The 23,113-nt window shown below is 63.2% G+C and carries 23 protein-coding genes; 11 read left to right on the top strand and 12 right to left on the bottom strand.

The genetic code is table 11. From position 1 onward, the window contains the following. Nucleotides 1–58 precede the first annotated feature (58 nt). Complete coding sequence (locus tag BLR26_RS10915; RefSeq protein WP_093380541.1) at nt 59–1,405, top strand: class II 3-deoxy-7-phosphoheptulonate synthase; 1,347 nt, start codon at nt 59–61, stop codon at nt 1,403–1,405. On the opposite strand, the gene BLR26_RS10910 is transcribed toward BLR26_RS10915, so the two are convergent. Together BLR26_RS10910 and BLR26_RS10905 are read right to left on the bottom strand one after the other, a co-directional pair. After that, on the bottom strand, nt 1,386–2,627 hold the full coding sequence (locus BLR26_RS10910; protein WP_093380539.1) for a winged helix-turn-helix domain-containing protein: 1,242 nt from the start codon (nt 2,625–2,627) through the stop codon (nt 1,386–1,388). The two genes, BLR26_RS10915 and BLR26_RS10910, sit on opposite strands and share 20 nt — an antisense overlap. Before the next feature lie 58 nt (nt 2,628–2,685). Further along, nucleotides 2,686–2,916 carry a DUF1127 domain-containing protein gene (locus BLR26_RS10905; protein ID WP_093380537.1) on the bottom strand — a complete coding sequence of 77 codons (231 nt, stop codon included), beginning with the start codon at nt 2,914–2,916 and terminating at the stop codon, nt 2,686–2,688. A 97-nt stretch (nt 2,917–3,013) separates the two neighbouring features. Between BLR26_RS10905 and BLR26_RS10900 the strand changes: the two genes are divergently transcribed. Next, nucleotides 3,014–3,868: a LysR family transcriptional regulator gene (locus BLR26_RS10900; RefSeq protein ID WP_093380535.1), complete on the top strand. Its 855-nt coding sequence runs from the start codon at nt 3,014–3,016 to the stop codon at nt 3,866–3,868. Here the strand turns inward: BLR26_RS10900 and BLR26_RS10895 are convergent. After that, the gene (locus tag BLR26_RS10895; protein ID WP_093380533.1) at nt 3,858–4,607 is read right to left on the bottom strand and encodes a sulfite exporter TauE/SafE family protein; all 750 of its coding nucleotides are present in this window, start codon (nt 4,605–4,607) and stop codon (nt 3,858–3,860) included. The two genes, BLR26_RS10900 and BLR26_RS10895, sit on opposite strands and share 11 nt — an antisense overlap. A 111-nt stretch (nt 4,608–4,718) precedes the next feature. On the opposite strand from BLR26_RS10895, the gene BLR26_RS10890 reads away from it, so the two are divergent. The 3 genes from BLR26_RS10890 to BLR26_RS10880 all read left to right on the top strand — a co-directional run bounded on the left by BLR26_RS10890 (nt 4,719) and on the right by BLR26_RS10880 (nt 6,749). Continuing rightward, nucleotides 4,719–5,675, top strand: coding sequence for a LysR family transcriptional regulator (locus tag BLR26_RS10890; RefSeq protein ID WP_093380531.1), 957 nt, complete (start codon nt 4,719–4,721; stop codon nt 5,673–5,675). Nucleotides 5,676–5,731: 56 nt separating this feature from the next. Continuing rightward, the gene (locus BLR26_RS10885; RefSeq protein WP_093380528.1) at nt 5,732–6,193 is read left to right on the top strand and encodes a MarR family winged helix-turn-helix transcriptional regulator; all 462 of its coding nucleotides are present in this window, start codon (nt 5,732–5,734) and stop codon (nt 6,191–6,193) included. A 127-nt stretch (nt 6,194–6,320) separates the two neighbouring features. Next, nucleotides 6,321–6,749 (top strand): organic hydroperoxide resistance protein, encoded by a 429-nt coding sequence (locus BLR26_RS10880; RefSeq protein ID WP_045195238.1) that lies wholly within the window; start codon nt 6,321–6,323, stop codon nt 6,747–6,749. Nucleotides 6,750–6,818: 69 nt separating this feature from the next. Here BLR26_RS10880 and BLR26_RS10875 read toward each other — a convergent pair whose 3' ends face one another. Both BLR26_RS10875 and earP read right to left on the bottom strand, forming a co-directional pair. Beyond that, nucleotides 6,819–7,391: an elongation factor P gene (locus BLR26_RS10875; protein WP_038994110.1), complete on the bottom strand. Its 573-nt coding sequence runs from the start codon at nt 7,389–7,391 to the stop codon at nt 6,819–6,821. 48 nt (nt 7,392–7,439) lie between these two features. Next, nucleotides 7,440–8,570, bottom strand: a complete 1,131-nt coding sequence (gene earP, locus BLR26_RS10870) for an elongation factor P maturation arginine rhamnosyltransferase EarP (protein ID WP_093380526.1) — start codon at nt 8,568–8,570, stop codon at nt 7,440–7,442. Between the two features lie 122 nt (nt 8,571–8,692). On the opposite strand from earP, the gene BLR26_RS10865 reads away from it, so the two are divergent. Both BLR26_RS10865 and BLR26_RS10860 read left to right on the top strand, forming a co-directional pair. Further along, nucleotides 8,693–9,079, top strand: a complete 387-nt coding sequence (locus BLR26_RS10865; RefSeq protein WP_045195243.1) for a hypothetical protein — start codon at nt 8,693–8,695, stop codon at nt 9,077–9,079. 4 nt (nt 9,080–9,083) lie between these two features. Beyond that, entirely contained in the window at nt 9,084–9,566 is a 483-nt protein-coding gene (locus BLR26_RS10860; protein ID WP_093380523.1) for a GreA/GreB family elongation factor, read from the top strand. 17 nt (nt 9,567–9,583) lie between these two features. Here the strand turns inward: BLR26_RS10860 and BLR26_RS10855 are convergent, their stop codons facing one another. Beyond that, complete coding sequence (locus BLR26_RS10855) at nt 9,584–10,516, bottom strand: LysR family transcriptional regulator (protein WP_093380520.1); 933 nt, start codon at nt 10,514–10,516, stop codon at nt 9,584–9,586. Between the two features lie 123 nt (nt 10,517–10,639). On the opposite strand from BLR26_RS10855, the gene BLR26_RS10850 reads away from it, so the two are divergent. Further along, nucleotides 10,640–11,389: a 3-oxoacyl-ACP reductase family protein gene (locus BLR26_RS10850; protein WP_045195248.1), complete on the top strand. Its 750-nt coding sequence runs from the start codon at nt 10,640–10,642 to the stop codon at nt 11,387–11,389. A 6-nt stretch (nt 11,390–11,395) separates the two neighbouring features. Here BLR26_RS10850 and BLR26_RS10845 read toward each other — a convergent pair whose 3' ends face one another. Then, nucleotides 11,396–12,283 (bottom strand): LysR family transcriptional regulator, encoded by an 888-nt coding sequence (locus BLR26_RS10845; RefSeq protein WP_093380517.1) that lies wholly within the window; start codon nt 12,281–12,283, stop codon nt 11,396–11,398. A gap of 106 nt (nt 12,284–12,389) precedes the next feature. On the opposite strand from BLR26_RS10845, the gene BLR26_RS10840 reads away from it, so the two are divergent. After that, nucleotides 12,390–13,583: an MFS transporter gene (locus tag BLR26_RS10840; RefSeq protein ID WP_045195252.1), complete on the top strand. Its 1,194-nt coding sequence runs from the start codon at nt 12,390–12,392 to the stop codon at nt 13,581–13,583. On the opposite strand, the gene BLR26_RS10835 is transcribed toward BLR26_RS10840, so the two are convergent. From BLR26_RS10835 to BLR26_RS10815, 5 genes are read right to left on the bottom strand one after another with little or no spacing between them, the layout of a single operon-like run. After that, a complete protein-coding gene (locus tag BLR26_RS10835) occupies nt 13,580–14,920 on the bottom strand; it encodes a TolC family outer membrane protein (protein ID WP_371128639.1) in 1,341 nt (446 codons plus the stop codon). The two genes, BLR26_RS10840 and BLR26_RS10835, sit on opposite strands and share 4 nt — an antisense overlap. Before the next feature lie 12 nt (nt 14,921–14,932). Beyond that, on the bottom strand, nt 14,933–16,231 hold the full coding sequence (locus tag BLR26_RS10830; protein ID WP_093380515.1) for an HlyD family type I secretion periplasmic adaptor subunit: 1,299 nt from the start codon (nt 16,229–16,231) through the stop codon (nt 14,933–14,935). Next, nucleotides 16,228–17,970 carry a type I secretion system permease/ATPase gene (locus tag BLR26_RS10825; RefSeq protein ID WP_093380513.1) on the bottom strand — a complete coding sequence of 581 codons (1,743 nt, stop codon included), beginning with the start codon at nt 17,968–17,970 and terminating at the stop codon, nt 16,228–16,230. Before BLR26_RS10825 ends, BLR26_RS10830 begins: the two co-directional genes overlap by 4 nt. Nucleotides 17,971–18,016: 46 nt before the next feature. Further along, on the bottom strand, nt 18,017–18,421 hold the full coding sequence (locus BLR26_RS10820) for an AprI/Inh family metalloprotease inhibitor (RefSeq protein ID WP_249744409.1): 405 nt from the start codon (nt 18,419–18,421) through the stop codon (nt 18,017–18,019). A 24-nt stretch (nt 18,422–18,445) separates the two neighbouring features. After that, complete coding sequence (locus tag BLR26_RS10815) at nt 18,446–19,909, bottom strand: serralysin family metalloprotease (RefSeq protein ID WP_093380511.1); 1,464 nt, start codon at nt 19,907–19,909, stop codon at nt 18,446–18,448. A gap of 459 nt (nt 19,910–20,368) precedes the next feature. On the opposite strand from BLR26_RS10815, the gene BLR26_RS10810 reads away from it, so the two are divergent. Together BLR26_RS10810 and BLR26_RS10805 are read left to right on the top strand one after the other, a co-directional pair. After that, nucleotides 20,369–20,749, top strand: coding sequence for a hypothetical protein (locus BLR26_RS10810; protein ID WP_045195746.1), 381 nt, complete (start codon nt 20,369–20,371; stop codon nt 20,747–20,749). A 227-nt stretch (nt 20,750–20,976) separates the two neighbouring features. Further along, complete coding sequence (locus tag BLR26_RS10805; protein WP_093380509.1) at nt 20,977–23,112, top strand: TonB-dependent siderophore receptor; 2,136 nt, start codon at nt 20,977–20,979, stop codon at nt 23,110–23,112. Nucleotide 23,113 lies beyond the last annotated feature (1 nt).

The raw sequence follows: 23,113 nt of genomic DNA, 5'->3' as shown, positions 1-23,113 counted from the left end.
GGCATGCGCCACCTGTTAACATGGCAGACAGCCCCTTTCCGAACAGATCGAGCCCGCAATGAACCACCCCTGGAGTCCTGACAGCTGGCGCGCCCTGCCGATCCAGCAGCAACCAAGCTACCCCGATGCTGCCCATCTGCTCAAGGTCGAGCAGACCCTGGCCAGCTATCCGCCGCTGGTGTTCGCTGGTGAAGCGCGGGAGCTGCGCCGCCAGTTTGCCGAAGTCACCCAGGGCCGGGCCTTCCTGCTCCAGGGCGGTGATTGCGCCGAAAGCTTCGCCGAGTTTTCCGCAGCCAAGATTCGCGACACCTTCAAGGTCCTGTTGCAAATGGCCATTGTCATGACCTTCGCCGCCGGCTGCCCGGTGGTCAAGATCGGGCGCATGGCCGGGCAATTCGCCAAGCCGCGCTCGGCGGGCGACGAGACCATTGGCGGCGTCACCCTGCCGGCCTACCGTGGCGACATCGTCAACGGCATCGGTTTCGACGAAGAAAGCCGGATCCCCGATCCGGAGCGCCTGCTGCAGGCCTACCACCAGTCCACCGCCAGCCTCAACCTGTTGCGCGCCTTTGCCCAGGGCGGCTTCGCCGACCTGCATCAGGTGCACAAGTGGAACCTGGACTTCATCGCCAACTCGGCGCTGGCAGAAAAATACAGCCAGCTGGCCGACCGCATCGACGAAACCCTGGCATTCATGCGCGCCTGCGGCCTGGACAGCTCGCCACAGCTGCGGGAAACCAGCTTCTTCACCGCCCACGAAGCGCTGCTGCTGAACTACGAAGAGGCCTTTGTACGCCGCGACAGCCTGACCAACGACTACTATGACTGCTCGGCGCACATGCTCTGGATCGGCGATCGCACCCGTCAGCTCGATGGCGCCCACGTCGAGTTCCTGCGCGGGGTGAACAACCCGATCGGGGTCAAGGTCGGGCCAAGCATGAACACCGAAGAGCTGATCCGCCTGATCGACGTGCTCAACCCCAGCAACGACCCCGGCCGCCTCAACCTGATCGTGCGCATGGGCGCCGACAAGGTCGGCGAACACCTGCCGGCGCTGATTCGCAGCGTCGAGCGCGAAGGCCGCCAGGTGCTGTGGAGTTCCGACCCGATGCACGGCAACACCATCAAGGCCAGCAGCGGCTACAAGACCCGCGATTTCGCCCAGATCCTCAGCGAGGTCAAGCAGTTCTTCCAGGTGCACCAGGCCGAAGGCAGCCATGCCGGTGGTATCCATATCGAGATGACCGGGCAGAACGTCACCGAATGCATTGGCGGCGCACGCCCCATCACCGAAGACGCCCTCTGCGACCGCTACCACACCCATTGCGACCCGCGAATGAATGCCGATCAGTCGCTGGAGCTGGCGTTCCTGATCGCCGAAACCCTCAAGCAAGTGCGTCGCTAACGCGGCCAGCGGCCAGCGCCACGCGCAAGCGTGCGGCGCTGGCGCGCGGGCAGTGCAACTGCACCTCGGCCAGGCCCAGCCAACTGGCCATGCGCTGCAGGTTGTCGGCCAGGGCCTGCATGCCCGCGTCATCCAGCCCCGGCTGCTCTTCGTGCACCGCGTGGATTGCCAGGCAGTCATTGGCACGCTCGGCGCGCAGGTCGACCCGCGCGGCAATCCGTTCGTTGTGCAAAAACGGCAACACGTAATAGCCGTACACGCGCTTGGGCGCCGGCGTGTAGATCTCCAGGCGGTAACGAAAGTCAAACAGCCGCTCGGTGCGCTCACGCGCCCAGACCAGCGAGTCAAAGGGTGAAAGCAAGGCGCTGCTGCTCACTTTGCGCGGCACCTTTGGCGCCTCCAGGCAATACGCCGCTTGCGTCCAGCCCTGTACCGCACAGGCTTGCAATTGCCCCTCCTCGACCAGTTCGGCCAGGCGTGCGCGGCTGTCGCCGGGGGCCAGGCGAAAGTAGTCGCGCAGGTCCTTCTCGGTGGCCACGCCCAGCGCCTGTGCGGCATGCAATAAAAGCCCACGCTGAGCGTCGGCCTCCGGCAGTGGTGGTTGCTCAAGCAATGCAGCCGGCAGTACCCGCTCGGGCAAATCATACAAGCGCTCGAACCCGCGCCTGCCGGCGACATTGACCAACCCTGCGGCAAACAGCCATTCCAGCGCGTGCTTCTCCGCGCTCCAGTCCCACCAGGGCCCGGCGCGCTCCTGGCGGGTCGACAGGCTGCCAGCGCCGAGGGCGCCGTGCTCGGTCACCGCCGCCAGCACCCGGGCAATGGTCGCTTGCTGCTCGCGGCCAAAACGCGCCAGCTGTTGATAGATCCCCTGCCCCTGGCGCGCACGCTCCATGCGCCAGCGCAGCAGTGGATACAGCTGCAGCGGCAACAGCGAGGCCTCATGCCCCCAGTATTCGAAGAGTTTGCGTTGACGGTTGCGCCCCCAGGCCAGCTGATCGAGCAGCGCCTGTGGATAACTGCCGAGGCGGGAAAACAGCGGAAGGTAGTGCGAACGCACCAGGGCGTTGACCGAATCGATCTGCACCACACCCAGGCGTTCGATCATCCGGCTAAGTTGCGCGGCACCGAGCGACGGGCTCGCCTGCCGATTGTTGAAGCCTTGAGCCGATAACGCCAGGCGGCGCGCCTGGGCCAGGGAAAGCGACTGTGTGGTGGGCATGCCCGGCTCCTTGTGAACAAGCCCACTTACACTAGTCGTGGCACCGCCATGACGCGACTCATTTTTTCAGCGGATCATCCCAGAACGGGCGCTCCACCTCGCGCAGGATATCGGCGCGGCTCAAGCCGATATCGTCCAGCGCCGCGTCACTCAGGCGCGCCAGTTCGCGGCGCTCACGGCGCAGTTGGCGCCAACGCAGCAGTTGCTGGGCCGCCCCTTGGGCGAGCTGGTAGATCCAGCTGTGCTGGGACGTTGAGTACTGCAGAACAAGCGATTTCTGACCTTTCATCGTCTTACCCTCCTGTTGGGATGACGACAGTGTCAGCTCGGGCATAAGATCAATCCAACGAATGTTTCTTATGTAATACATCTAGGAGATTGATGCCTTGTCCCAGTACCAGAGTATCGATTCCGACGTACTGCGCACCTTTGTCGCCATCGCCGAGCACGGCGGCTTCACCCGTGCCGGCGAAGTGGTCAACCGTACCCAGTCGGCGGTGAGCATGCAGATGAAACGCCTGGAGGAGGACATCATCCAGCGCCAGCTGTTCGAGCGCGATGGCCGCCAGGTGCGCCTGACCGCCGAGGGCCAGGTGCTGCTGGGCTATGCCCGGCGGATCCTCAAGCTGCACGGCGAGGTGTTCAATACCCTGCGCATGCCGCACATGGTCGGTGTGGTGCGCATCGGCACCCCGGACGACTACGCCATGCGCTTTTTGCCAGGCATCCTCTCAAGTTTTGCCCAGGCCTATCCGCTGGTGCAGGTCGAGGTGCACTGCGAAAGCTCGAGGCAGTTGATGCAACGCCAGGACCTCGACCTGACCATCGTTACCCGTGAGCCGGGCAACGAGATCGGCCAGTTGCTGCGCCGCGAGCGCGCAGTGTGGGTGCAGGCCCAGGGCTTCTGCCCGCATGAGCACAACCCGCTGCCGCTGGCGATGTTCAACTGCGATTGTTACTGCCGGACCTGGGCCTGCAACGCCCTGGATGCCATCGAGAAGGAGTACCGGATCGCCTACACCAGCGCCAGCACCGCGGCGATCATGGCCGTGGTCAGCGCCGGCCTGGCGGTCACCGCGCAATTGCAGAGCCTGATCACCAGCGACTTGCAGATCATCGGCGAGGCCGAAGGCCTGCCCCCACTGCCCACCGCCAGCATCATGCTGCTGCGCAATCGCACCACGCAGTCGGAAATGACAGACTGCCTGGCCGACTACATCATCGAGGGCTTCAGATCTTGAACGCGAGCATTACCGCGCACAGCACCAGAAAACCGCAGAACAGCGAACGCAGGACTTTTTCCGGCAGGGCGTGAGCCAGTTTCACACCCCAACTGATGCTCAGCAAGCCACCGACCGCCAGCGGGATGCCCATGCTCCACTGCACATGTTGATGCAGGCCGTAAGTCAGCAAGGTAACGGCCGTGCTCGGGGCCGCCAACGCCAGCGACAAACCCTGGGCAACCACCTGGGTGGTGCCGAACACGCTGGTCAGCACCGGCGTTGCCACCACCGCCCCGCCGACCCCGAACAAGCCGCCCAGCACCCCGGCGCCGCTGCCCAGCACACCCAGCCACGGCCAGGGTTGACGCAGCTCGCTGGACGGTTGCGCCGTGCGCATGAACATCCGCGCCAGGTTCCAGGCCGCCAGCGCCACCAGAAACAGCACGAAGCCAAAGCGCATCGCCTGGGCATCGACGCCCACCGCCCAGATCGAACCCAGCCAGGCAAACACAAAGCTGCTCGCCGCAAGAGGCAGCGCATGCCTGAGCTCAATGCGATTGCGCTGGTGATACCGCCACAGTGCCAGCAGCACGTTGGGCACCACCATCACCAACGCCGTGCCCTGGGCCAGTTGCTGGTCGAGGCCGAACAGCACCCCCAGCGCCGGAATCGCGATCAGCCCGCCGCCAATGCCGAACAACCCGCCCACGGTGCCCAGTGCCGCGCCCAGCGCTATGTACATCACCCACTCGATCATTGCTGTCTCTCTTAAGTGCCAAGCGCTGCATGCTACCGAGCTGGCGCTAGCGGGGAAACGCACAGCAACGCACAATGGCTGTGCCATATACGCAAAAGCAGATCTGCCGCCATGAACCCCGACGCCCTGACCGAACAACTCAGCCTGTTTCTCGATGTGCTGGAAACCGGCAGCTTCTCCGCTACTGCCAGGCGTCATCCGTTGACGCCTTCGGCGGTGGCACGGCGTATCGACAGCCTGGAAAGCGCAGTCGGCAGCCGCCTGTTCGTGCGCAGTACCCATGCGCTAAGGCCGACGCCGGCGGGCAATGCCTTTGCCGAGCGCGCCCGGCGAATTGTCGAAGAACTGCGCCTGGCCCGGGCTGAAGCGGTGTCGCTGAGCAATGCCCCGGAAGGCCTGATTCGCATCGACGCCCCGGCCGCCTTCGGCCGCCGCCACCTGGCCCCGGCCATCGCCGATTTCCTCGTTGCCTATCCCGGCCTGGACGTACAACTGCGCCTGATCGACAGCTTCGTCGACCTGCACGGCGCACACCTGGGCGAAGTCGACCTGGTACTGCGCGCCGGCCCGCTGGCCGACACTCGCCTGGTGGCCACGCCGCTGGCCTATATGGTGCGCATTGCCTGCGCCAGCCCCAGCTATCTGGCCCAGCGCGGCATTCCGGCCTGCCCGGCTGAACTGCCTGAACACGATGGCCTGGACTGGGACGGCCTGGCCCCGCCCTTCGCCTGGCGCTTCGCGGTCGAGGGGCAGATGCGCCTGTACCGCCCGACGCGCATGCGCATGAGTGCCAACAATGCCGAAACCCTGCTGTTCGGCGCCCTCGCCGGCCTGGGCATCGCCCACCTGCCCACCTGGCTGATCAGCGAGTACCTGCTGCGCGGCGAATTGCTGCCGCTATTCTGTGACAACGGATTGCCCAGCGCCGAAAGCAGCGGCATCTATGCCCTGCGCCTGGAACATGAAACGAACTCTCGCAGCCGTTTGCTGCTCGAATTCCTCAAGAGCCGCTTCAGCCCGATCCCGCCATGGGACCTGGCGCTGCAAAGCGAGCTGCGCTGGCAGTAAGTGCGCTAATGACTTGCGTGCTAAATTTAAAGGACTCAACCCATGAAAGGATGTGCATGAACGCCGACCCGAAAGCGCCCGCTCCCTGCGACGAACTGCGCCTGGATAACCAGGTGTGCTTTGCTCTGCATTCGACTTCGCTGCTGATGACCAAGGTCTACAAGCCGCTGCTGCACAAGCTTGGGCTGACGTACCCACAATACCTGGCGATGTTGGTGCTGTGGGAACAGGACGGCCTGACCGTCGGCGAGATAAGCCAGCGCCTGCTCACCGATCCAGGCTCACTCACTCCCTTGCTCAAGCGCCTGGAAGCCGAAGGCCTGCTCAAGCGTACCCGCAGCCGTGAAGATGAACGGGTCGTGCTGGTGCAGTTGAGCGACCAGGGCCGCGCCTTGCAAGCCCGGGCCAAGGATGTGCCGCACTGCATCCTCGCCGCCAGTGGCGAGAACCTCCAACGCCTGCAAAAGCTGCAGGCCGACTTGCTGGAACTGCGCGCCAACCTGCAAAAAAGCCTCTGAGGGCTATGCTGGTAGATGACCGTTCGTAGGTCAGCCGAAAAATTATCTTGCGCACTAAATAATTGCGCGCTAATTTAATTTCCGTACCCACTCAGCGCCGCGGCGCCACTCACAAGCGAGGCTCATCATGCAAAAAGTCACTCCGCTGTACATTGCCCAAGCCACATCCACCGGTGGCCGCGACGGTAAATCGAGCTCCAGCGACGGCAAGCTGGAAGTCAAACTGAGCACCCCCAAGGAACTGGGCGGCGCCGGTGGTGACGGCACCAACCCCGAACAGCTGTTTGCCGCCGGCTATTCGGCCTGCTTTATCGGCGCCCTGAAGTTTGTCGCTGGCCAGCAGAAAAAGGCCCTGCCTGCTGACAGCTCGATCACTGCCAAGGTCGGCATCGGCCAGATTCCGGGTGGCTTCGGTCTGGATATCGACCTGAACATCAACCTGCCGGGCCTGGACCAGGCTGAGGCGCAAGCACTGGTCGACGCCGCTCACCAGGTCTGCCCGTACTCCAATGCCACCCGTGGCAACGTTGATGTACGCTTGCATGTCACTGTCTGAGTGATAAAACCCCAGGCATAAAAAAACCCGGCCAAGGCCGGGTTTTTCGATTGCGCAGGAATGCCAGGCTTAGACCTTGGCACGGCCCTTGTAGGAGCCGCCTTCGCGAGTGTCGATCTCGATCCAGTCGCCGATTTCGATGAAGTCAGCAACGCTCAGCTCGGTGCCGTTCTTCAGCTTGGCAGGCTTCATGACCTTGCCCGAAGTGTCGCCGCGAGCGGAACCTTCGGTGTAGTCAACCTGACGCACGATGGTGGTTGGCAGGTCAACCGAAACCAGGCGCTCTTCGAAGAACACGGCTTCGCAGACGTCTTCCATGCCTTCTTCGATGAACGGCAGAACGGCCTCGATGTCTTCGGCGTTCAGCTCGTACATGGTGTAGTCAGTGGTGTCCATGAAGGTGTAGGTATCGCCGTTGATGAACGACAGGGTCGCTTCTTTGCGATCCAGGATTACGTCGTCCAGCTTGTCGTCGGCCGAGTAGACGGTTTCAGTCTTGTAGCCGGTCAGCAGGTTCTTCAGCTTGGTTTTCATGATCGCGCTGTTACGGCCCGACTTGGTGAACTCAGCCTTCTGAACCAGCCATGGATCGTTGTCGATACGGATCACGGTACCGGGTTTCAGTTCTTTACCAGTTTTCATTGCGATATATCCGAATTTGGATGGATTTACAAAAATCGAGGCCGCATATCATAGCCAATTTCGGTAAAACTGTACCAGCGCCGTGGCAAGGTCCGGCTGAGCGGCCTGCGCGGCGCTCCAGCGGCGGGCGTGCTGGTCGAGTTCGTCCCAGTGCAGCAGCACCTGCTGCCAGGCCTGGCCCATGTCGCAGTCCATGTTCCAGGCGCGCCACAATTGCACCAGCGCGTCGCCTGACGCAGCGCTCAGGCCCTGGATGTACAGATCAAGAAACGCTTCGAGTTTTTCCCAGTGGGCATACTCTTCCTGCACATAAATATGCCAAAGCAGCGGTCGTGCCGCCCATTGCGCGCGAACGAAAGAGTCTTCACCGCGCACTGCATTGAAATCGCAGCTCCACAGCAGCCGGTCGTAATCGTCCTGGCTGACGAACGGCAGGATCTGCACGGTCAGTGCGCCGCGCCGGGCAACACTGCCGACGCACAGCGGCTCGCCGAGCCAGGCCTGAACATCGCCCAGCACCCGGCCTTCGGGCACCAGTAGATGATTGGCGCGGCTGTCGCCAGCCAGGGCCTCGAGCCAGCTGGCCACGCCGGGGTTTTCGTAGGCGAACAGCGAAATCAGGCGGGCGTTTGCCGCTGTCGTCACGCCCAGGCTCTGCAGAAACGCGGTGCGTGCGGCAGGGTCCTGCTGCAGCACGTCGCGTTGTGCCAACAGGTTCGCCTCACGCAGCAAGCCGCCGGTTTTGCGGGTGAAGCCCGGAAAGAAAAACACCTTGCGCAAGCCATTGGCCTGGGGCGACGGCAAACCATGGCAGCCTTCGACCCAGTCTTCGGCGCTGAGATAATCCAGGTTCAGCCACAATGGCGCACGTGGCTGATCGAGCATCGCCTGCACATAAGCGGGCGGCAACTGACAAGCGAACGCGCCAATCACCACCTGCGCTACCGCCGTGTCCTGCCACTCGCCAGGCCATTGGCGCACATCAACGCCCTGTTGCCATTGCTGGGCGGCATCGGCCCGGGCCTCGGGACAAATACGCACGAACGCCTTAAGGTCATCCACCCACAGGCGCACCGCCTGGCCCTGCTCGGCCACCAATTGCCGGGCCAGGCGCCAGGTCACGCCGATGTCGCCGTAGTTGTCGACGACACAACAGAAGATGTCCCAGTGCGCTTTCATCGCGGGCCCCTTGGAAAAAGCGCCGATTGTCCGGGTAAATCATCGCAGACAAAAGCATGGCAGGTAAAAAACCTGCTGCACCATGCGACAATGGCCACCCGTGTCCTGGCCAGGAGGCCATCATGCCCCGCCCTCGCGAACTGAAGATCACCCTCAAGCCGCTGCAACTGATCCTGTGCATTGCCCTGGGCCTGTGGCTTGGCGCCGTGGCCATCGCCCTGAGCCTGTGGCTGGCCGGGCGCCTGCTTCCCGCGACGGTGCCGCCGATCGGCCAGGTGCTTGCGCCGCCCGCCATCGCCCCGGCGCCCCCGCCGGCGGCAGACCCGCAACAGCAGATGTTCGAGCAGTACCAGCAGATCCTGCGCAACCAGCAGGTACAGCAGGCCGAAGAACAGGCACAAGGCAGCATGCGCAACCTGTCCAACCCCAAGTGCCAGTTCTGGCTGCAGCAAAACCGCAACCTGCCCACGGAAAAAAGTCGCGCCCATGTCCTGGAATTTTGCAACTGACACCATGAACAAAGCCGACCTGTTGCAACGCATCATCGATACCCTGACCTTCGACCTGGACGTCGCCCAGCGCGCGGCGCAAACCGCCTATGAAGCGGCCACCGCCGAAGAGAACATCGCCGAGAACAAGTACGACACCCTGGGCCTTGAGGCTTCGTACCTGGCCACCGGGCAAGCCCGGCGCATGGAAGAGATCCGCCAGGCGCGGGCGGCGTACCAGCAGTTGCTGCTGCGCGACTATGACCCGCAACGCGGCATCCAGGTCAGCAACCTGGTGACCCTCGAGGCCGAGAATGGCAGTTGCCAGCAGTTATTCCTCGGCCCCGAAGGCGCGGGCCTGAAGATTGGCCAGGGCGAGCACCTGGTCACGGTGATCACCCCGCGCTCGCCACTGGGTCAGGGACTGCTCGGCAAGGTCGAAGAGGATGAGGTCAGCCTGGTGCTTGGCGGGGTGTCCCAGCGTTACTACATCCTCAAGGTTCTGTGATCAGGAAGGCTGCGCCTTCACAAAGATCCCAAGGCATCAAAGCGCTGCGCCAACCCCTGGCTGGCAAACTGCTCGATGATAAAATCGACAAAGGCCCGGGTCTTGCCCGGCAACAGTTTGTGTTCGGCGTAGTACAGCGAGATGTTGCCGTCGTCCACATACCAGTCCGGCAACACTCGCAGCAGCCGCCCGGCCTGCAGGTATGGCACGGCAAATGGCATGCTCACCAGCGCTACGCCCAGGCCCTGCTCCGCTGCCGCGCAGGCGGCTTCCGAATCGCTCATGGTCATGCGCAGGCGCAGGCTCAACGGACTTTGTTCCCGCTCGCGGCTGGTCAGCGGCCAGGAGCGCACGCGCCCGGTTTGCGGCGAACGGATGAGGATGCCATCGAGTGCGTGCAAGTCGCCAGGCTGGGTGATCGGCGGATGCTGCTGCAGGTAGGCCGGCGCCGCTACCAGAATCCGGTGCGCCGGAGTCAGCTTGCGCGCCACCACGCCTTGCGGCAGATCGAAGCCGCCACCAATGGCCGCATCGAAACCCTGGCCAATCAGGTCGACCTGGCGGTTATCAAAATGCCAATCAGGGCTGATGGCCGGGTAGCGCCGCAGGAACTCAGCCAGCAGCGGCACAATGTACAGACGGCCGAACACCGTGCCCATGCTCACTTTCAGGGTGCCGGCCGGCTGCCCTTCGGCACTGGCAAGGTTAGCCACGGCGTACTGGATGGTCTGGAAACTCGCCGCTACCTCACCGAGAAAACGCTGGCCGGCCTCGGTCAGGGTCAGGCGCCGAGTACTGCGCTGGAACAAGCGCACACCCAGGCGTGCCTCCAGGCGGGCGACGTTCTTGCCCACTGCCGCCGGGGTCAGGCTCAGGCGCCGCGCGGCTTCGGCAAAGCTGCCGACCTCGGCGCTGCGGACAAAACACTCGATACTGCTGAACGACTCCATCGCGGCGATTCCATACTTTTGGTTTACACAGACTATAGCGATTACTGGCTAGCGGCAGGGTAATCAGCGGCCGATACTGAGCACCATCCAAGGCATCCGGCCTTGTTCTTTCGGGAGCACAGCATGTCGACCCAATCCAGCCTCAACGGTAAAGTAGCCCTGATCCAGGGTGGCTCGCGCGGTATCGGCGCTGCCATCGTCAAACGCCTGGCCGCCGAAGGCGCCAGTGTCGCCTTCACCTACGCCAATGCCACGGCCCAGGCCGATGCCTTACAGCAGAGCATCATCGCCGCCGGCGGCAAGGCCCTGGCAATCAAGGCCGACAGCGCCGATGCCAGCGCCGTGCAGCAGGCTGTGGCAAGCACCGTCGAGGCCTTCGGTGGCCTGGATATCCTGGTCAACAACGCCGGGGTACTGGCCGTCGGGCCACTGGCGGATTTCAGCCTGGAAGACTTCGACCGTACCCTGGCGGTGAATGTGCGCAGCGTTTTCGTCGCCACCCAGGCCGCTGCCCGGCACATGGGCCAGGGCGGGCGGATCATCAACATCGGCAGCACCAATGCCGAGCGCATGCCCTTCGCCGGTGGCGGCCCCTATGCCATGAGCAAGTCGGCGCTGGTCGGCCTGACCCGCGGTCTGGCCCGTGACCTCGGCCCCCTGGGCATCACCATCAACAACGTCCAGCCGGGGCCGGTGGACACCGACATGAACCCGGCCCAGGGCGAGTTCGCTGAAAGCCTGATGGGCTTGATGGCGGTGGGTCGCTACGGCCACGTCGATGAGATCGCCAGCTTCGTCGCCTACCTGGCCGGCCCGGAGGCGGCGTACATCACTGGCGCAAGCCTGAGCATTGATGGCGGCTTCGCGGCCTGAGGCCAGTCAATGACCGTCCCTGTCGGCCAGGCGCTGTTCAATCAACTGGACAAAGGCCCTGGCGGCCGGGGTCGGGTGCGTCGACCAGATCGCATAAACGTGACGCACCGGCGCATCCTCAACCGCTACCGACGCCACGCCATTGAAGCCGTTGGCAATTCGCGCCGGCACCAGGCCGATCGCCAGGCCGCGCTTGGCGAATTTCTCCACCAGGCGGATGTTGGTCATTTCGAACTGCACCCGATGGCGCACTCCGGCGGCAGCAAAGGCTTCGTCAGTTTGCCGGCGCGCGCCGCTACCGGCGGGAAAATCCACCAGCGGCTGGGCTTCAAGATCGGCCAGGGACAAGCGAATCTTGCCTGCCAAAGGGTGCTCGACAGCCATCACCGCCACCAATTCTTCTTCGGCCAGCAGGCGGTACTCGACGCCTTCCAGCCGCTCGCCCGGCCAGATTCCGATAAAACCCACGTCCAGGCGTCGCTCGCGCACGTCGGCGATCAGCAACTCGCTCTTGGCCATCAGCCAGCGGATGTCCACCCGTGGATGTTGGGCATGAAAATCAGCCAGCAGATCGACCAGGTCCAGCTCGGTCAGCGAGGTGATCTCGCCGATCGACAATTGCCCGCGCACTTCACCGCAGGCGGCGGCAACATCCTCGGCAATCCTTCGAGTCGCCTCCAGTGCTGGCCGCGCGCTTTGCACAAAAGCTTCCCCCGCAGGCGTCAGGCGCACGCGCCGCGAGCTACGCTCGAACAGGCTGACGCCGAGGGTTTCTTCCAACCGGGCAATCTGATGGCTCAAGGCCGACTGCACCACATGGCAGCGCTCGGCGGCGCGGGTGAAGCTGCCGGTGTCGACTACCGCCAAGGCATATTCAATCTGCTTGAGATTCATGGATCGATCTATTTTCAAGATGGATAGAATGAAAACGATACATTGGCGTCATGCTAGCGCATTTCCCATACTGTCACCTCCAACTGCCACTGATTAGAGACGGTCCATGACCTCTGCCACCCACCCCCTGAGCCGCGGCCTGATTTTGCTGATGGCCACTGCCACAGGCCTCGCGGTCGCCAGCAACTACTACGCACAACCCTTGCTGCACAGCATCGCCGAGCATTTCGGCCTGACCACCGCCAGCGCCGGGGCCATCGTCATGGCCGCGCAACTGAGCTACGGCGCCGGCCTGTTGCTGCTGGCACCGCTGGGCGACCTGTTCGAACAACGCAAGCTGATCGTCAGCATGATTGCCATCAGCACCCTGGGCCTGCTGATCAGCGCCTTTTCGCCAAGCCTGATATGGCTGCTGATCGGCACCACCCTCACCGGCCTGTTTTCGGTGGTCGCCCAAGTGCTGGTGCCGATGGCGGCGGGCCTGAGTGATCCGGCGCAACGCGGGCGGGTGGTCGGCACGCTGATGAGCGGGCTGCTGCTGGGCATCCTGCTGGCGCGCACGGCTGCCGGCTTCATGGCTGAACTGGGTAGCTGGCGCAGCATCTACCTGTTGGCGGCAGGATTGATGGGGCTGTCGGCGATCGCCCTGCTCCGCGCCCTGCCCGAGCGTCACCAGCACGCTGGGCTCAGTTATCCGGCGCTGCTCGGCTCGGTGTTCCGCCTGTTCGTCGACGAGCCGATCCTGCGCTTGCGCTCGCTGCTGGGGCTGTTGTCGTTCAGCCTGTTCGCCTTGTTCTGGACGCCGCTGGCCTTTCTGCTGTCGGCCGAGCCTTACCACTATTCCGACGCAGTGATCGGCCTGTTTGGCCTGGCCGGTGCCGCCGGGGCCCTGTCGGCCAACTGGGCCGGGCGCCTGGCCGACCGCGGCAAAGGCCCGCTGGGCACCACGGTGGGCTTGCTGGTACTGCTGCTTTCGTGGGTACCGCTGGCCTTTGCGCAGTCGTCGCTGGCGGCATTGCTGGTTGGCGTGCTGTTGCTCGACCTGGCGGTGCAACTGGTGCACGTGAGCAACCAGAACGCGGTGATTGTCCTGCGTCCGGAAGCGCGCAACCGCCTGAATGCCGGCTACATCACCTGCTACTTCATCGGCGGCGCCCTCGGCTCGCTGCTCGGCACGCAGCTGTTCCAGCGCTATGGCTGGGACGGCATCGTCATCGCCGGCCTGAGCATCGGCGCCCTGGCCCTGCTGGTCTGGGGCCTGGCTGAGCGCCAGCGCGCCGTGCGCCCGGGTATCGCCTAACGGCGCACAAAGGCTTCATCGACCCTCGCCAGGTGCTCCTCGCGCAGGGTCCCGGCGTAGTAGTGCAGCTTGATCCAGGCCAGCAAATAGTCGTAGCGGGCCTGGGCCAGGTCGCGGCGGGTGGTCGCCAGTTGCTGCTCGGCATTGAGCACATCGAGGTTGACCCGCTCGCCACCCAGCACACTCTGGCGGGTCGATTGCACCAGCGCCTCGGCCGAAGTCAGCGCGCGCTGATAGGCACGCAGGCGGCTGACGCCGGACTGGCAGGCGTTGTACTGGCGGCGCAGCTCGATCAGGGTGGTACGGGTATTGCCGTCCAGTTCATATTCGGCCTGCTCCAGGTTGCGGCTGGCCTGACGGGTGGCCGCCGACACCCCGCCCCCGGCAAACAACGGCAGGCTGACTTCGATGCCGATGGTGTTGGTGTCATAGCGCTGGTTATAGGTGTTGCCACTGTCGGACTGCATTTGCCGAGAAGTCGCGTAAGCCGTGACCTTGGGCAGGTGCCCGGCCCGGTTGCGCTCCACCTCGAATCCGGCCACTTGCAGGGCCTGGCGCTGGGACGCCAGTTGCGGGTTGTTGGCCAGGGCCAGCTCATGCCAGGCCTCGTAGGTCGCTGGCTGCAGCGCCAGCAGGGCAAAGCCGTCGTTGAGCGGCGCCAGCTCGTCGATGCGCGCCGAAGGCTCGCCAATCAGCGCCCCCAGCTCGCGCAGGGCGGCGTCCTGGTCGTTACGGGCCTGGATCTCCTCGGCGTCGGCCAGCTCATAGCGGGCCTGGGCTTCGAGGATGTCGGTACGGGTGCCCTCGCCCTGCTGGAACAGTTGCTGGTTCTGCTGGAACTGCTGTTGATAGGCCTGCTTGCTGGCGACACTGATACTGATCTGGTCGTCGGCAAACAGCGCCTGGGTATAACTGGTCATCACCCGCACCAGCAGCTCCTGGCTCTTGTCGCGAAATGCTTCATCGGCGAACAGCGCCTGGGCCACGCCCTTGCGGTAACTGGCGTAGGCCTCGTAGTCGAGCAACGGCTGCTGAAGGATGAAGGTCGAGCCGTAGCTGTTGTAGTGGCGGTCTTCATCTTCGCGCCGCGAATCGCCCAGGTAGCGGGCCTTGGAATCGTTGCGACCCTTGTTGTAGTTGTACGACAGGTTTGGCAGCAAACCGGCGCGGCCGATGGCGCGGTTTTCCTGCCCGGCGTCGCGGGCCTTGAGCGCGCCGAGGAACACCGGGTCCTTGCGCAGCGCCTGTTCATACACCTGAAACGGCCCCATGGCCTGCGCGCCCGCCCCTGTTGTCAGGGCGAACGCCGCCAGCAGCCCGGTCATCAAGCTTCTCATCCACGGGCTTCCTTATTGTTCGGTCAACGCGGTGCCTGCCCGGTCGAGCAGGGGTTTGAACAGGTAATTGAGCATCGAGCGCTCGCCGGTACGCACGAACAATTCGGCCGGCATGCCCGGCTTGATCACCAGCCCGTCCAGGCGTGCCAGGGCCTGCTCGCTGACGGTGCTGCGCAGCACGTAATACGGCTGGCCGGTCTTGTCGTCGAGCAACTGGTCGGCGGAAATCAGCGCCACCTCGCCCGACACCCGCGGCGTGCTGCTCTGATTGAAGGCGGTGAAGAGGATATCCACAGGCAGCTGCATCGCGACTTTATCCACAAGGTTGACCGGCAAGCGCCCTTCCACTTCCAGGGCGGTGCCCTGGGGCACCACCTCCAGCAAGGTTTCGCCGGCGCGCACCACCGCGCCCTCGGTATGCACGCCAAGGTTGACCGCAATGCCGTCGGCCGGGGCGAGGATCTCGCTGTGCTGCAGGTCGAAACCGGCCGAGGTCAGTTGCTGCTCAAGGGTCAGGCTTTTCAGTTGCGCTTCGGCCAACTGGCTGCGCACCTCTTTCTGATATTCCTCGCGCCGCTGCTGCAGGTTCAGCCGCGACTCGACAATGCCCTGCTCCAGCCGCGCGCTGTCGCCGCTGTTTTGCGCCAGATCGCGCTGGACCTGGGACAACTGACGCTGATACTCGAGCAAGCGGTTGCGCGGAATGTAGCCCTGAATTGCCAGCGGCTTGAGGTTCTCCAACTGCTCACGCAGCGAATCGGCCTGGGCCTGCAGGTCGCCACGGGCGCGGCGCATGCCGGCCAACTGAGCCACGGCGCCGTCGATACTGGCGGTCAGCCCGGCCTGCTCGCGGGCCTGGGCATCACGGCGGCTGCTGAACAGCTGGCGCTGGCTCTCGAGCACCAGGCTCAGCTGCGGGTCGGGGTTGCTGGCAAGCTGCGCTGGAAAGATGATTGCGCCGAGGTTGTCGCGCTCGCTCTGCCAGCGCGCCAGGCTGGCCCAGGCCAAGCGGTACTGGGCCTGCAGCGATTGCACATCGGCCTGGACCTGGGTCTGGTCGAGGCGAAACAACGGCTGACCCTGTTTAACCAACTGGCCTTCGCTGACCAGGATGCGGCTGACCACGCCACCGGCCAGAGATTGCACCGCCTTGCGCTTGCCCGAGACCACCACGGTGCCCTGCACGGCAATGCCTTGATCGAGCGGCGCCAGGGTTGCCCAGGCAATGAACCCGCCAAAACCGACCAGGGTCAGCAGCCAGCCCAGGCGCACGTAAAACCGGGCACTGCGGCTTTTATCGACCTGGCTCATGCGCCACCTCCGGTTGCCAGTGCGGCATTTGCGGGCTGGCGCTGGGCCTGCTCCTGAGCCCGGCTCAGGGCCTGCATGACTTCATGGGTCGGGCCAAAGGCCTGCATCCGGCCCTCGCTGAGCACCAGCAGTTTATCCGCCTGGGCGAGGGCGGCAGAGCGGTGCGTAACCAGCACCACGGTGCGGCCCTGGGCTTTCATCTGGGCGATGGCAGTGGCCAGCGCCGCTTCGCCGCTAGTGTCGAGGTTGGAATTGGGTTCATCGAGCACGATCAGGCTCGGCCCGCCGTACAGGGCCCGGGCCAGGGCGATGCGTTGCTTCTGCCCGCCTGACAGGTCGCCGCCGTCTTCGCCCAGGCGTGTGTCATAGCCTTGCGGCAGGCGCAGAATCAGTTCGTGCACGCCGGCCTGGCGCGCGGCTTCGACCACCTTGAGGCCGTCGAGCTCGGCAAAGCGGGCAATGTTCTCGGCAATGCTGCCGCGCAGCAGTTCGATGTTCTGCGGCAGGTAGCCGATATGCGGGCCGAGGGCCTCGCGGTCCCAGCGGTGCAGGTCGGCGCCGTCCAGGCGCACGGTACCGGCCAGGGTCGGCCAGACGCCGACCAGCACCTTGGCCAGGGTCGACTTGCCCGAGCCGGAGGTGCCGAGCACGCCAAGTACTTCGCCGGCACCCAGGTTGAAACTGATCTGCTGCAAGGTGGCCACGCGCTTGCCAGGCGGCCCGGCGCTGACCTGTTCGAAGCCCAGGCGCCCGCTTGGCGCTGGCAAGGCCATCGGCGCCGGCGGCTCGGGAAACGCGCGCAGCAGGCCATCCAGGCGCTGATAGGCCATGTGCGCGCCACTCCACTGCTTCCACACGGCAATCAGCTGATCGATCGGGCTGAGCACCCGGCCCATGAGGATGGAACCGGCGATCATCATCCCCGGAGTCATCTGCCCCTCGATCACCAGCAGGGCACCCAGCCCCAGCACCAGCGACTGCAGGCACAGGCGCAGCGACTTACTCACCGCGGTGATCACCGCTGAGGTATCGCTGGCCTGGTTTTGCAGGTTCAGAAAGCGCGAATGCAAGGCAAACCAGCGCTGGCGCAAGGCGCCAAGCATGCCCATGGCCTGGATGCTCTCGGCATTATGCAACTGGCTGCTGGCCAGGTGTGTGGACTGCTGCTGGAAACCGCTGGCCTCGACCAGCGGCTTGTGAGTCAGGCGTTCGTTGAGCACCGCCAGGGCGATCAGCAGCAGCGCCCCGGCGCAGGCCATGACACCCAGCCAGACGTTGAAGAGGAAAATCACTGCCAGATAAATCGGAAACCAGGGTGCATCAAAGAAGGCAAACAGTGCAGGACCGGTGACAAATTGCCTCACTTGCGTGAGGTCGTTAAGTGCTTGCCCGGCCTGCCCGTCACCCTGGCGCAAGTTGCGCTCAAAGGCTGCACGGTAGACGTGGAGGTTAAAGCCCTGCTCCAGCTGGTTGCCAACCCGGATAACAATAAAACTGCGGATCGCTTCCAGCGCGCCGATAAATACGAAGAAGCCGACTACCATCAACGTCAACATCCACAGGGTTGTTTCGTTTTGCGAAGACAGTACCCGATCATACACTTGCAGCATATAAATCGAGGGCACCAACATAAGCAGATTAATCAACGCGGTAAAACAACCCACACTCAATAGCGTGGACTTGTGATCGGCCAGTGCTGCCCACAGGGGCGCCCCGGCTTTATGAGTCGGCTTGTTCATTGTCCGCCTTTCTATCCCTGAAAAATCGGCAATCGCCTACAAGGCTTTATTCTTTATTCTTACGTTCCAGCAAGAGTATCTTTCCAGATATGGAAGTCCATTTGAAGATATCTGGCTTATAACGGTTAAAGTGCACCATCGCGCTACCGCTGCCATCAAGCAAAGCCAGCGTATCAGTGGTCGGCAGCCAGCCGCTGGGGCGCTGCCCAATCAGCCCTGCTACGCATTCGAGATCGCCGCGCAAGGTTTGCGCTGCATCCAGGTGCATTTTACAACCCGCGGCCCGATCGTTTTCGGGGTAAAGCATCCAGTCACCGGCCAGTTGCGCGGGCGTGGGGAGTAGCAGGCTGCTTGCCATACCGACCTCGGTCATCAACATCAGGGGAATCGCGCCAAGCGCGATCATTCGCTTCAAAGCCATTATCTGCCCGCCTCGGAAAGAGCGGCGCATCGGCGCCGCCCTTTCAGGTTGCTATCAGACCACGATATCCGTGGCGACCGCCTGACCTACAGTGGTCACCAGGAAATCAGACAGGCTGTTGCCGGTGAAGTCGATCGACAGGCTACCGAGGTTGCTTGCCTGATCGAAGCTCAGCACCGCTTCGCCGGCATGGCCGGTGAAGGCATCAACGAACTGCAGCGGCAGCTTGTTGACGGCAAAGGCCGACATTGCCGACAGATCGATCTTGTCCTGGCCGCTGACGAAATCCATGATCCGGTCGGGATTGCTCGGGGTCGAATCGCTGCTGGCAGCGAAGATAAAGGTGTCGGAACCGGCACCACCCCAGAGTTTGTCGGCACCGCCGCCGCCGTAGATGATGTCGTTGCCGGCACCACCCTTGAGCTCGTTGGCCACGGCGTTGCCGATCAGCAGGTCGTTGCCCGAGCCGCCGATGGCGTTCTCGACGATGGCACCCTTGGCAATGGAAATATTGCCGATCATGCCGCCGACGTCGGAGAACGACGCGTCATTGAGGTTGATCTTCTGGTTCTGGGTAAAACCGGAGAAGTCCAGGGTGTCGTTGCCGCCACCGTCCCACACCGAGAAGACGATTTTCGACGAGGCCGAGGTGGCCGAGTAGAAGTCGCGGTCAGCGGTGGAGTTGAAGCCGTACACGGTGTCGCCGGAGCGGGTCGCGTAGTTGGCGCCATAGAGCTTCTGGATGGCGGCGATGTCATCCATCAGCGGTGCCGAGGAGTACACCTGCACACCGCCCTTGGTGAAGTTCTGGCTGGTATTGCTCTCGCCCCAGTAACTCATGACGCTGTAGCCACGGGTGTCCTGGCCGTAGCTAGCATCGGCATAGGTCGGGTAGCCTTCGCCGGCGTTGTAGTCGCCGGGGTGGGACAAGCCCAGGACGTGGCCGATTTCGTGGGTCAGGGTCTGACGGCCGTAGTTGCCGTTTTCCGGGTTGACGTTGGCCTGGTACTGATTGTTGATCAGGTACCAGGATTCGCCCTTGTGCGAGCCCGGACCGTCGAACGGCAGGTAGGCGAATGCCGCGCCGCCGGTGCTGCCATCGCTGTAGTTGCCGAAGGTCATGTGACCGTCGCCGCCCGAGGCGCCTTCCTTGAAGGTGACCTTGGCCACGTCCGCCCAGGACTGCATGGACAGTTTGGCCTGGGCTTTCTGCTGCGCGGAAAAGGCGCTGAACGAGCCCAGCCCCTGACCATAGAAGTCAGAAGGTGCCTTGGTCAGGAAGGTATAGGTCAGGCTGATGGTGCCGTCCTTGTTCAGGTCTTTCCAGGCAGCGCCGTCGCGCAGCAACTGGGTAGCGGCCTGGTCGACCGAGAACGAAGGTTTGCCATTGACTGTCGCACTGCCGCCGCGATCATATTGATGGCCGAAACTATTGATCAGACTGTAAGCGGAACTTGCACCGTGCGGTTGCAATACAGAGCCAGCTGAAACAATAGCGCTTTCTTTGACTTTCGACATACAGACACTTCCTTGTTTACAAAAAAGCAGTTGTTGTCCGATAGGACGCTCCTGCGGCGAGATCGTCCTATCACTCGCCTGAATGAGGCGGGGAAAAACTGACACAGGTGGAATTGAACTGTCCAGCTTTTTTTGACGTCAATTTTCAATAAGACTAATTGTTTATTGTCCTACACGCGCAAACCCTTGATTTAGCCAATGCGTATACATTTGCGCAAACGACGATATATCGAGACTGACAAAAACCCCGGCCCTAGACGAAAACTGACCCGACAGTTTTAGTTGCATAATCGAAGTTTAATTATAAGAATGCGACATGCCGTTATAACCCGCTGATTCTGAGCCTTTACTTTTTTGTGACAACTAGCGGGTGACCCTCCGTCGGCTGGCCATTGACTTGTGACGGGCCCGGGCGCTGAGTAGGGATTGGTCAACAGCCCTTTCAACCTGGATGCCACTATGACAAGACTCACGGTTCAATCCGGCGATTTCTTGCAAGGTGAAGGCGAGTACCGCAATGGATCGCTCACACTCAAGACCGCCCGCAGCCCCTCACCTGGCGAGAAAATCGCCCTGACCCGCATTACCGATCTGATCGTCGCCAATCAGGAATCCAGCCGCAGCCTGAGCAGTGCGCTGGGCTGGGGCGTTGCCGGCGCCCTGGTGGCCGGCCCGGTCGGCCTGATCGCCGGCCTTTGGCTAGGCGGCAAGGAAGAAGAAGTGACCTTCCTGGCGACCTTCAAGGATGGTCGCAAGCTGATGGCCATCACCGACAAGAAGACCTGGTCGAAAATCGACGGCAATTGGCGACGCCACAGCCAGGCGGCAGCGAACGGCTGAATCCGCACAGCCCTCGTACGTTCATGGTCATGACAATCGATTGAAAACAGGGGCGCCGCCAACCGGTCGCCCCTGCTAAGATTGCGCCCCCGCCTGCCCGGCGCAATACCCGGCAGGCTTTCGCCACCCGGGCTCGCGCCCCTCATCGCCTATCGGGCAAATACGCCCTGCCGGACAGCAGCCGATCGATAACGGCGCGTTCGCGTTCGTTTTCAAGGAGCTCCTGCATGACCCTGCCTCGCCCTCGCCTGCCCTTGCGCCTGCTCGGCCTGAGCCTGGCCCTGCCGGCTACACACAGCCTGGCCGAGGACAGCATCACCCTGGCCCCGCTGCAGGTGTCGCAGGTCTATAGCGAGGGGTACCAGGCCCGCGAAGCCGCGGTCGGCGGTTTCCAGCCGGCGCCACTGCTCGATACGCCGGCCTCGATTGCAGTGTTCAACGAGCAACTGCTGGCCGACCGCCAGGTGCGCAAGCTCAGTGAAGTGCTGCAAAGCGATGCCTCGGTGGGTGAAAGCTATGCGCCGATCGGATACTACGAAAACTTCAACGTGCGCGGCTTCGAGCTCAACGCCGCCAGCAGCTACAAGATCAACGGCCAGACCATCGCCGGCGAGCAGAACGTGGCGCTGGAGAACAAGCAACAGGTCGAGTTGCTCAAGGGCCTGTCGGGCTTGCAAAGCGGCGTGTCGGAACCCGGTGGCCTGATCAACTACGTGACCAAGCGCCCGGAGGATGTGCGCTCGGTGACGGTTTCAAGCAACGAACAAGGCGAGCGCTACCTGGCCACCGACCTCGGCGGCTGGTTCGGCAGCGAGCGTCAGTTCGGCCTGCGCGCCAACCTGGCGCATGAGGACATCCGCAGCTACGTCGACCACGCCGACGGCAAGCGCGACTTCGCCTCGCTGGCCTTCGACTGGCAGATCAACCCCGACGCCGTGCTGCAGCTGGATGCCGAATACCAGCAGCGCGAGCAGCGTTCGGTGCCGGGCTACCAGTTGCTCGGCGGCAACAGCCTGCCCCACGGCATTGACCCGCATGACCGCCTGGCCTATCAGCACTGGGCCAACCCGGTGAGCATCGACTCGCTGAACTTTGGCGGGCGCTTCGAATATCGCTTCAGTGACAACTGGACCGGCAGCGTCAGCGCCTCGCGCAGCAAGGTGGTGATCGATGACTACAGTTCGTTTGCCTGGGGGTCAGGAGGCGGCATGGCTGCCCACTTCAGCCCGGAAGGCGACTATGACGTCTATGATTTTCGCAGCCCCGACGACACGCGCCGCATCGACGAAGCACAGGTGGCGTTGAACGGTCGCTTTGAAATGACCGGGTTGAGCCACGAACTGACCGTCGGCAGCGGTGCACAGCGGCGCACCCTCGACCAGCGACCAACCTTCAACCAGCTCATCGGCAGCGCTAACATCTACCAGGCGACCCCTGCACTGGAGCCGTTCGATGGCGTGCCAGGGCACTCCGAACGGCGCCTGGACAGCCGTCAGTACGGTATTTTTGCCAGCGATCGCATCACCTTCAATGAGCACTGGCAAACCCAACTGGGTGCACGTGTAGTGCGCCTGGACGAAAAAGCCTTCGATGAAGCTGGCAACGACCGTCGGCACACTCGCCAGTACGAACTCCTGCCCAATGCCGCGTTGATCTACAAACCTCGGGCCGACATCTCACTGTATACCAGCTACAGCAAAGGCCTTTCAGCGGGCAGTGCGGCGCCATGGTTTGCCCAGAACAGCCAGGACATCCTCGCCCCGACCACCTCGCATCAGATCGAGCTGGGCATCAAGCGCGACTGGCAACGCCTGAGCCTGAGCGCCGCGCTGTTCCAGCTGCGCCAGGCCTATCAGTATTCACAACCTGACGGTGCCGGTGGTTTCACCTATGTGCAGCAAGGCCAGCAAAAAAACATCGGCCTGGAGCTGGGCGCCAGCGGCTGGCTGACCTCCAACCTGCAGATCAACGCCAGTGCTGCGGCAATTCGCGCGCGGGTCAAAAACAGCGGCACAGCTGACTACGAAGACCACCAGGCGCTCAACGTACCGAACTTGCGCGCTGCGGTGCAGGCCGACTACAGCCTGCCGATCCCGGGCCTGGCCCTGCTCGGCGGTGCGCGCTACAGCGCCAGCAAGTACGCCAATCAGGCTGGAACGGTAGAGGTCGGCAGCTATGCGGTGTTTGACCTGGGCAGCCGTTACAGCACCAGGATTGGTGGTTACGACACGGTGCTGCGGCTGATGGTGGATAACGTCTTCGACAAACGCTACTGGCGCGATGCCGGGGAGTACCTGGGGGATGGTTATCTGTTTCAGGGGGCGCCGCGCACTGCACGGGTTTCGGCGTCTGTGAGCTTCTGAG

The organism is Pseudomonas sp. UC 17F4, assembly GCF_900101695.1.
GTDB lineage: Bacteria > Pseudomonadota > Gammaproteobacteria > Pseudomonadales > Pseudomonadaceae > Aquipseudomonas.
Note: the sequence above shows the minus strand (reverse complement) of the source record. Positions and strands in the feature narration are given on the sequence as shown.

Coding starts and splice junctions, on each gene's coding strand:
- earP (WP_093380526.1), bottom strand. CDS start 8,570: ATGAAAGCGCACTGGGACATCTTCTGTTGTGTCGTCGACAACTACGGC.
- BLR26_RS10905 (WP_093380537.1), bottom strand. CDS start 2,916: ATGAAAGGTCAGAAATCGCTTGTTCTGCAGTACTCAACGTCCCAGCAC.
- BLR26_RS10820 (WP_249744409.1), bottom strand. CDS start 18,421: ATGCGCCGCTCTTTCCGAGGCGGGCAGATAATGGCTTTGAAGCGAATG.
- BLR26_RS10840 (WP_045195252.1), top strand. CDS start 12,390: ATGACCTCTGCCACCCACCCCCTGAGCCGCGGCCTGATTTTGCTGATG.
- BLR26_RS10815 (WP_093380511.1), bottom strand. CDS start 19,909: ATGTCGAAAGTCAAAGAAAGCGCTATTGTTTCAGCTGGCTCTGTATTG.
- BLR26_RS10805 (WP_093380509.1), top strand. CDS start 20,977: ATGACCCTGCCTCGCCCTCGCCTGCCCTTGCGCCTGCTCGGCCTGAGC.
- BLR26_RS10835 (WP_371128639.1), bottom strand. CDS start 14,920: ATGAGAAGCTTGATGACCGGGCTGCTGGCGGCGTTCGCCCTGACAACA.
- BLR26_RS10825 (WP_093380513.1), bottom strand. CDS start 17,970: ATGAACAAGCCGACTCATAAAGCCGGGGCGCCCCTGTGGGCAGCACTG.
- BLR26_RS10850 (WP_045195248.1), top strand. CDS start 10,640: ATGTCGACCCAATCCAGCCTCAACGGTAAAGTAGCCCTGATCCAGGGT.
- BLR26_RS10855 (WP_093380520.1), bottom strand. CDS start 10,516: ATGGAGTCGTTCAGCAGTATCGAGTGTTTTGTCCGCAGCGCCGAGGTC.
- BLR26_RS10895 (WP_093380533.1), bottom strand. CDS start 4,607: ATGATCGAGTGGGTGATGTACATAGCGCTGGGCGCGGCACTGGGCACC.
- BLR26_RS10880 (WP_045195238.1), top strand. CDS start 6,321: ATGCAAAAAGTCACTCCGCTGTACATTGCCCAAGCCACATCCACCGGT.
- BLR26_RS10830 (WP_093380515.1), bottom strand. CDS start 16,231: ATGAGCCAGGTCGATAAAAGCCGCAGTGCCCGGTTTTACGTGCGCCTG.
- BLR26_RS10890 (WP_093380531.1), top strand. CDS start 4,719: ATGAACCCCGACGCCCTGACCGAACAACTCAGCCTGTTTCTCGATGTG.
- BLR26_RS10810 (WP_045195746.1), top strand. CDS start 20,369: ATGACAAGACTCACGGTTCAATCCGGCGATTTCTTGCAAGGTGAAGGC.
- BLR26_RS10875 (WP_038994110.1), bottom strand. CDS start 7,391: ATGAAAACTGGTAAAGAACTGAAACCCGGTACCGTGATCCGTATCGAC.
- BLR26_RS10845 (WP_093380517.1), bottom strand. CDS start 12,283: ATGAATCTCAAGCAGATTGAATATGCCTTGGCGGTAGTCGACACCGGC.
- BLR26_RS10860 (WP_093380523.1), top strand. CDS start 9,084: ATGAACAAAGCCGACCTGTTGCAACGCATCATCGATACCCTGACCTTC.
- BLR26_RS10910 (WP_093380539.1), bottom strand. CDS start 2,627: ATGCCCACCACACAGTCGCTTTCCCTGGCCCAGGCGCGCCGCCTGGCG.
- BLR26_RS10885 (WP_093380528.1), top strand. CDS start 5,732: ATGAACGCCGACCCGAAAGCGCCCGCTCCCTGCGACGAACTGCGCCTG.
- BLR26_RS10915 (WP_093380541.1), top strand. CDS start 59: ATGAACCACCCCTGGAGTCCTGACAGCTGGCGCGCCCTGCCGATCCAG.
- BLR26_RS10865 (WP_045195243.1), top strand. CDS start 8,693: ATGCCCCGCCCTCGCGAACTGAAGATCACCCTCAAGCCGCTGCAACTG.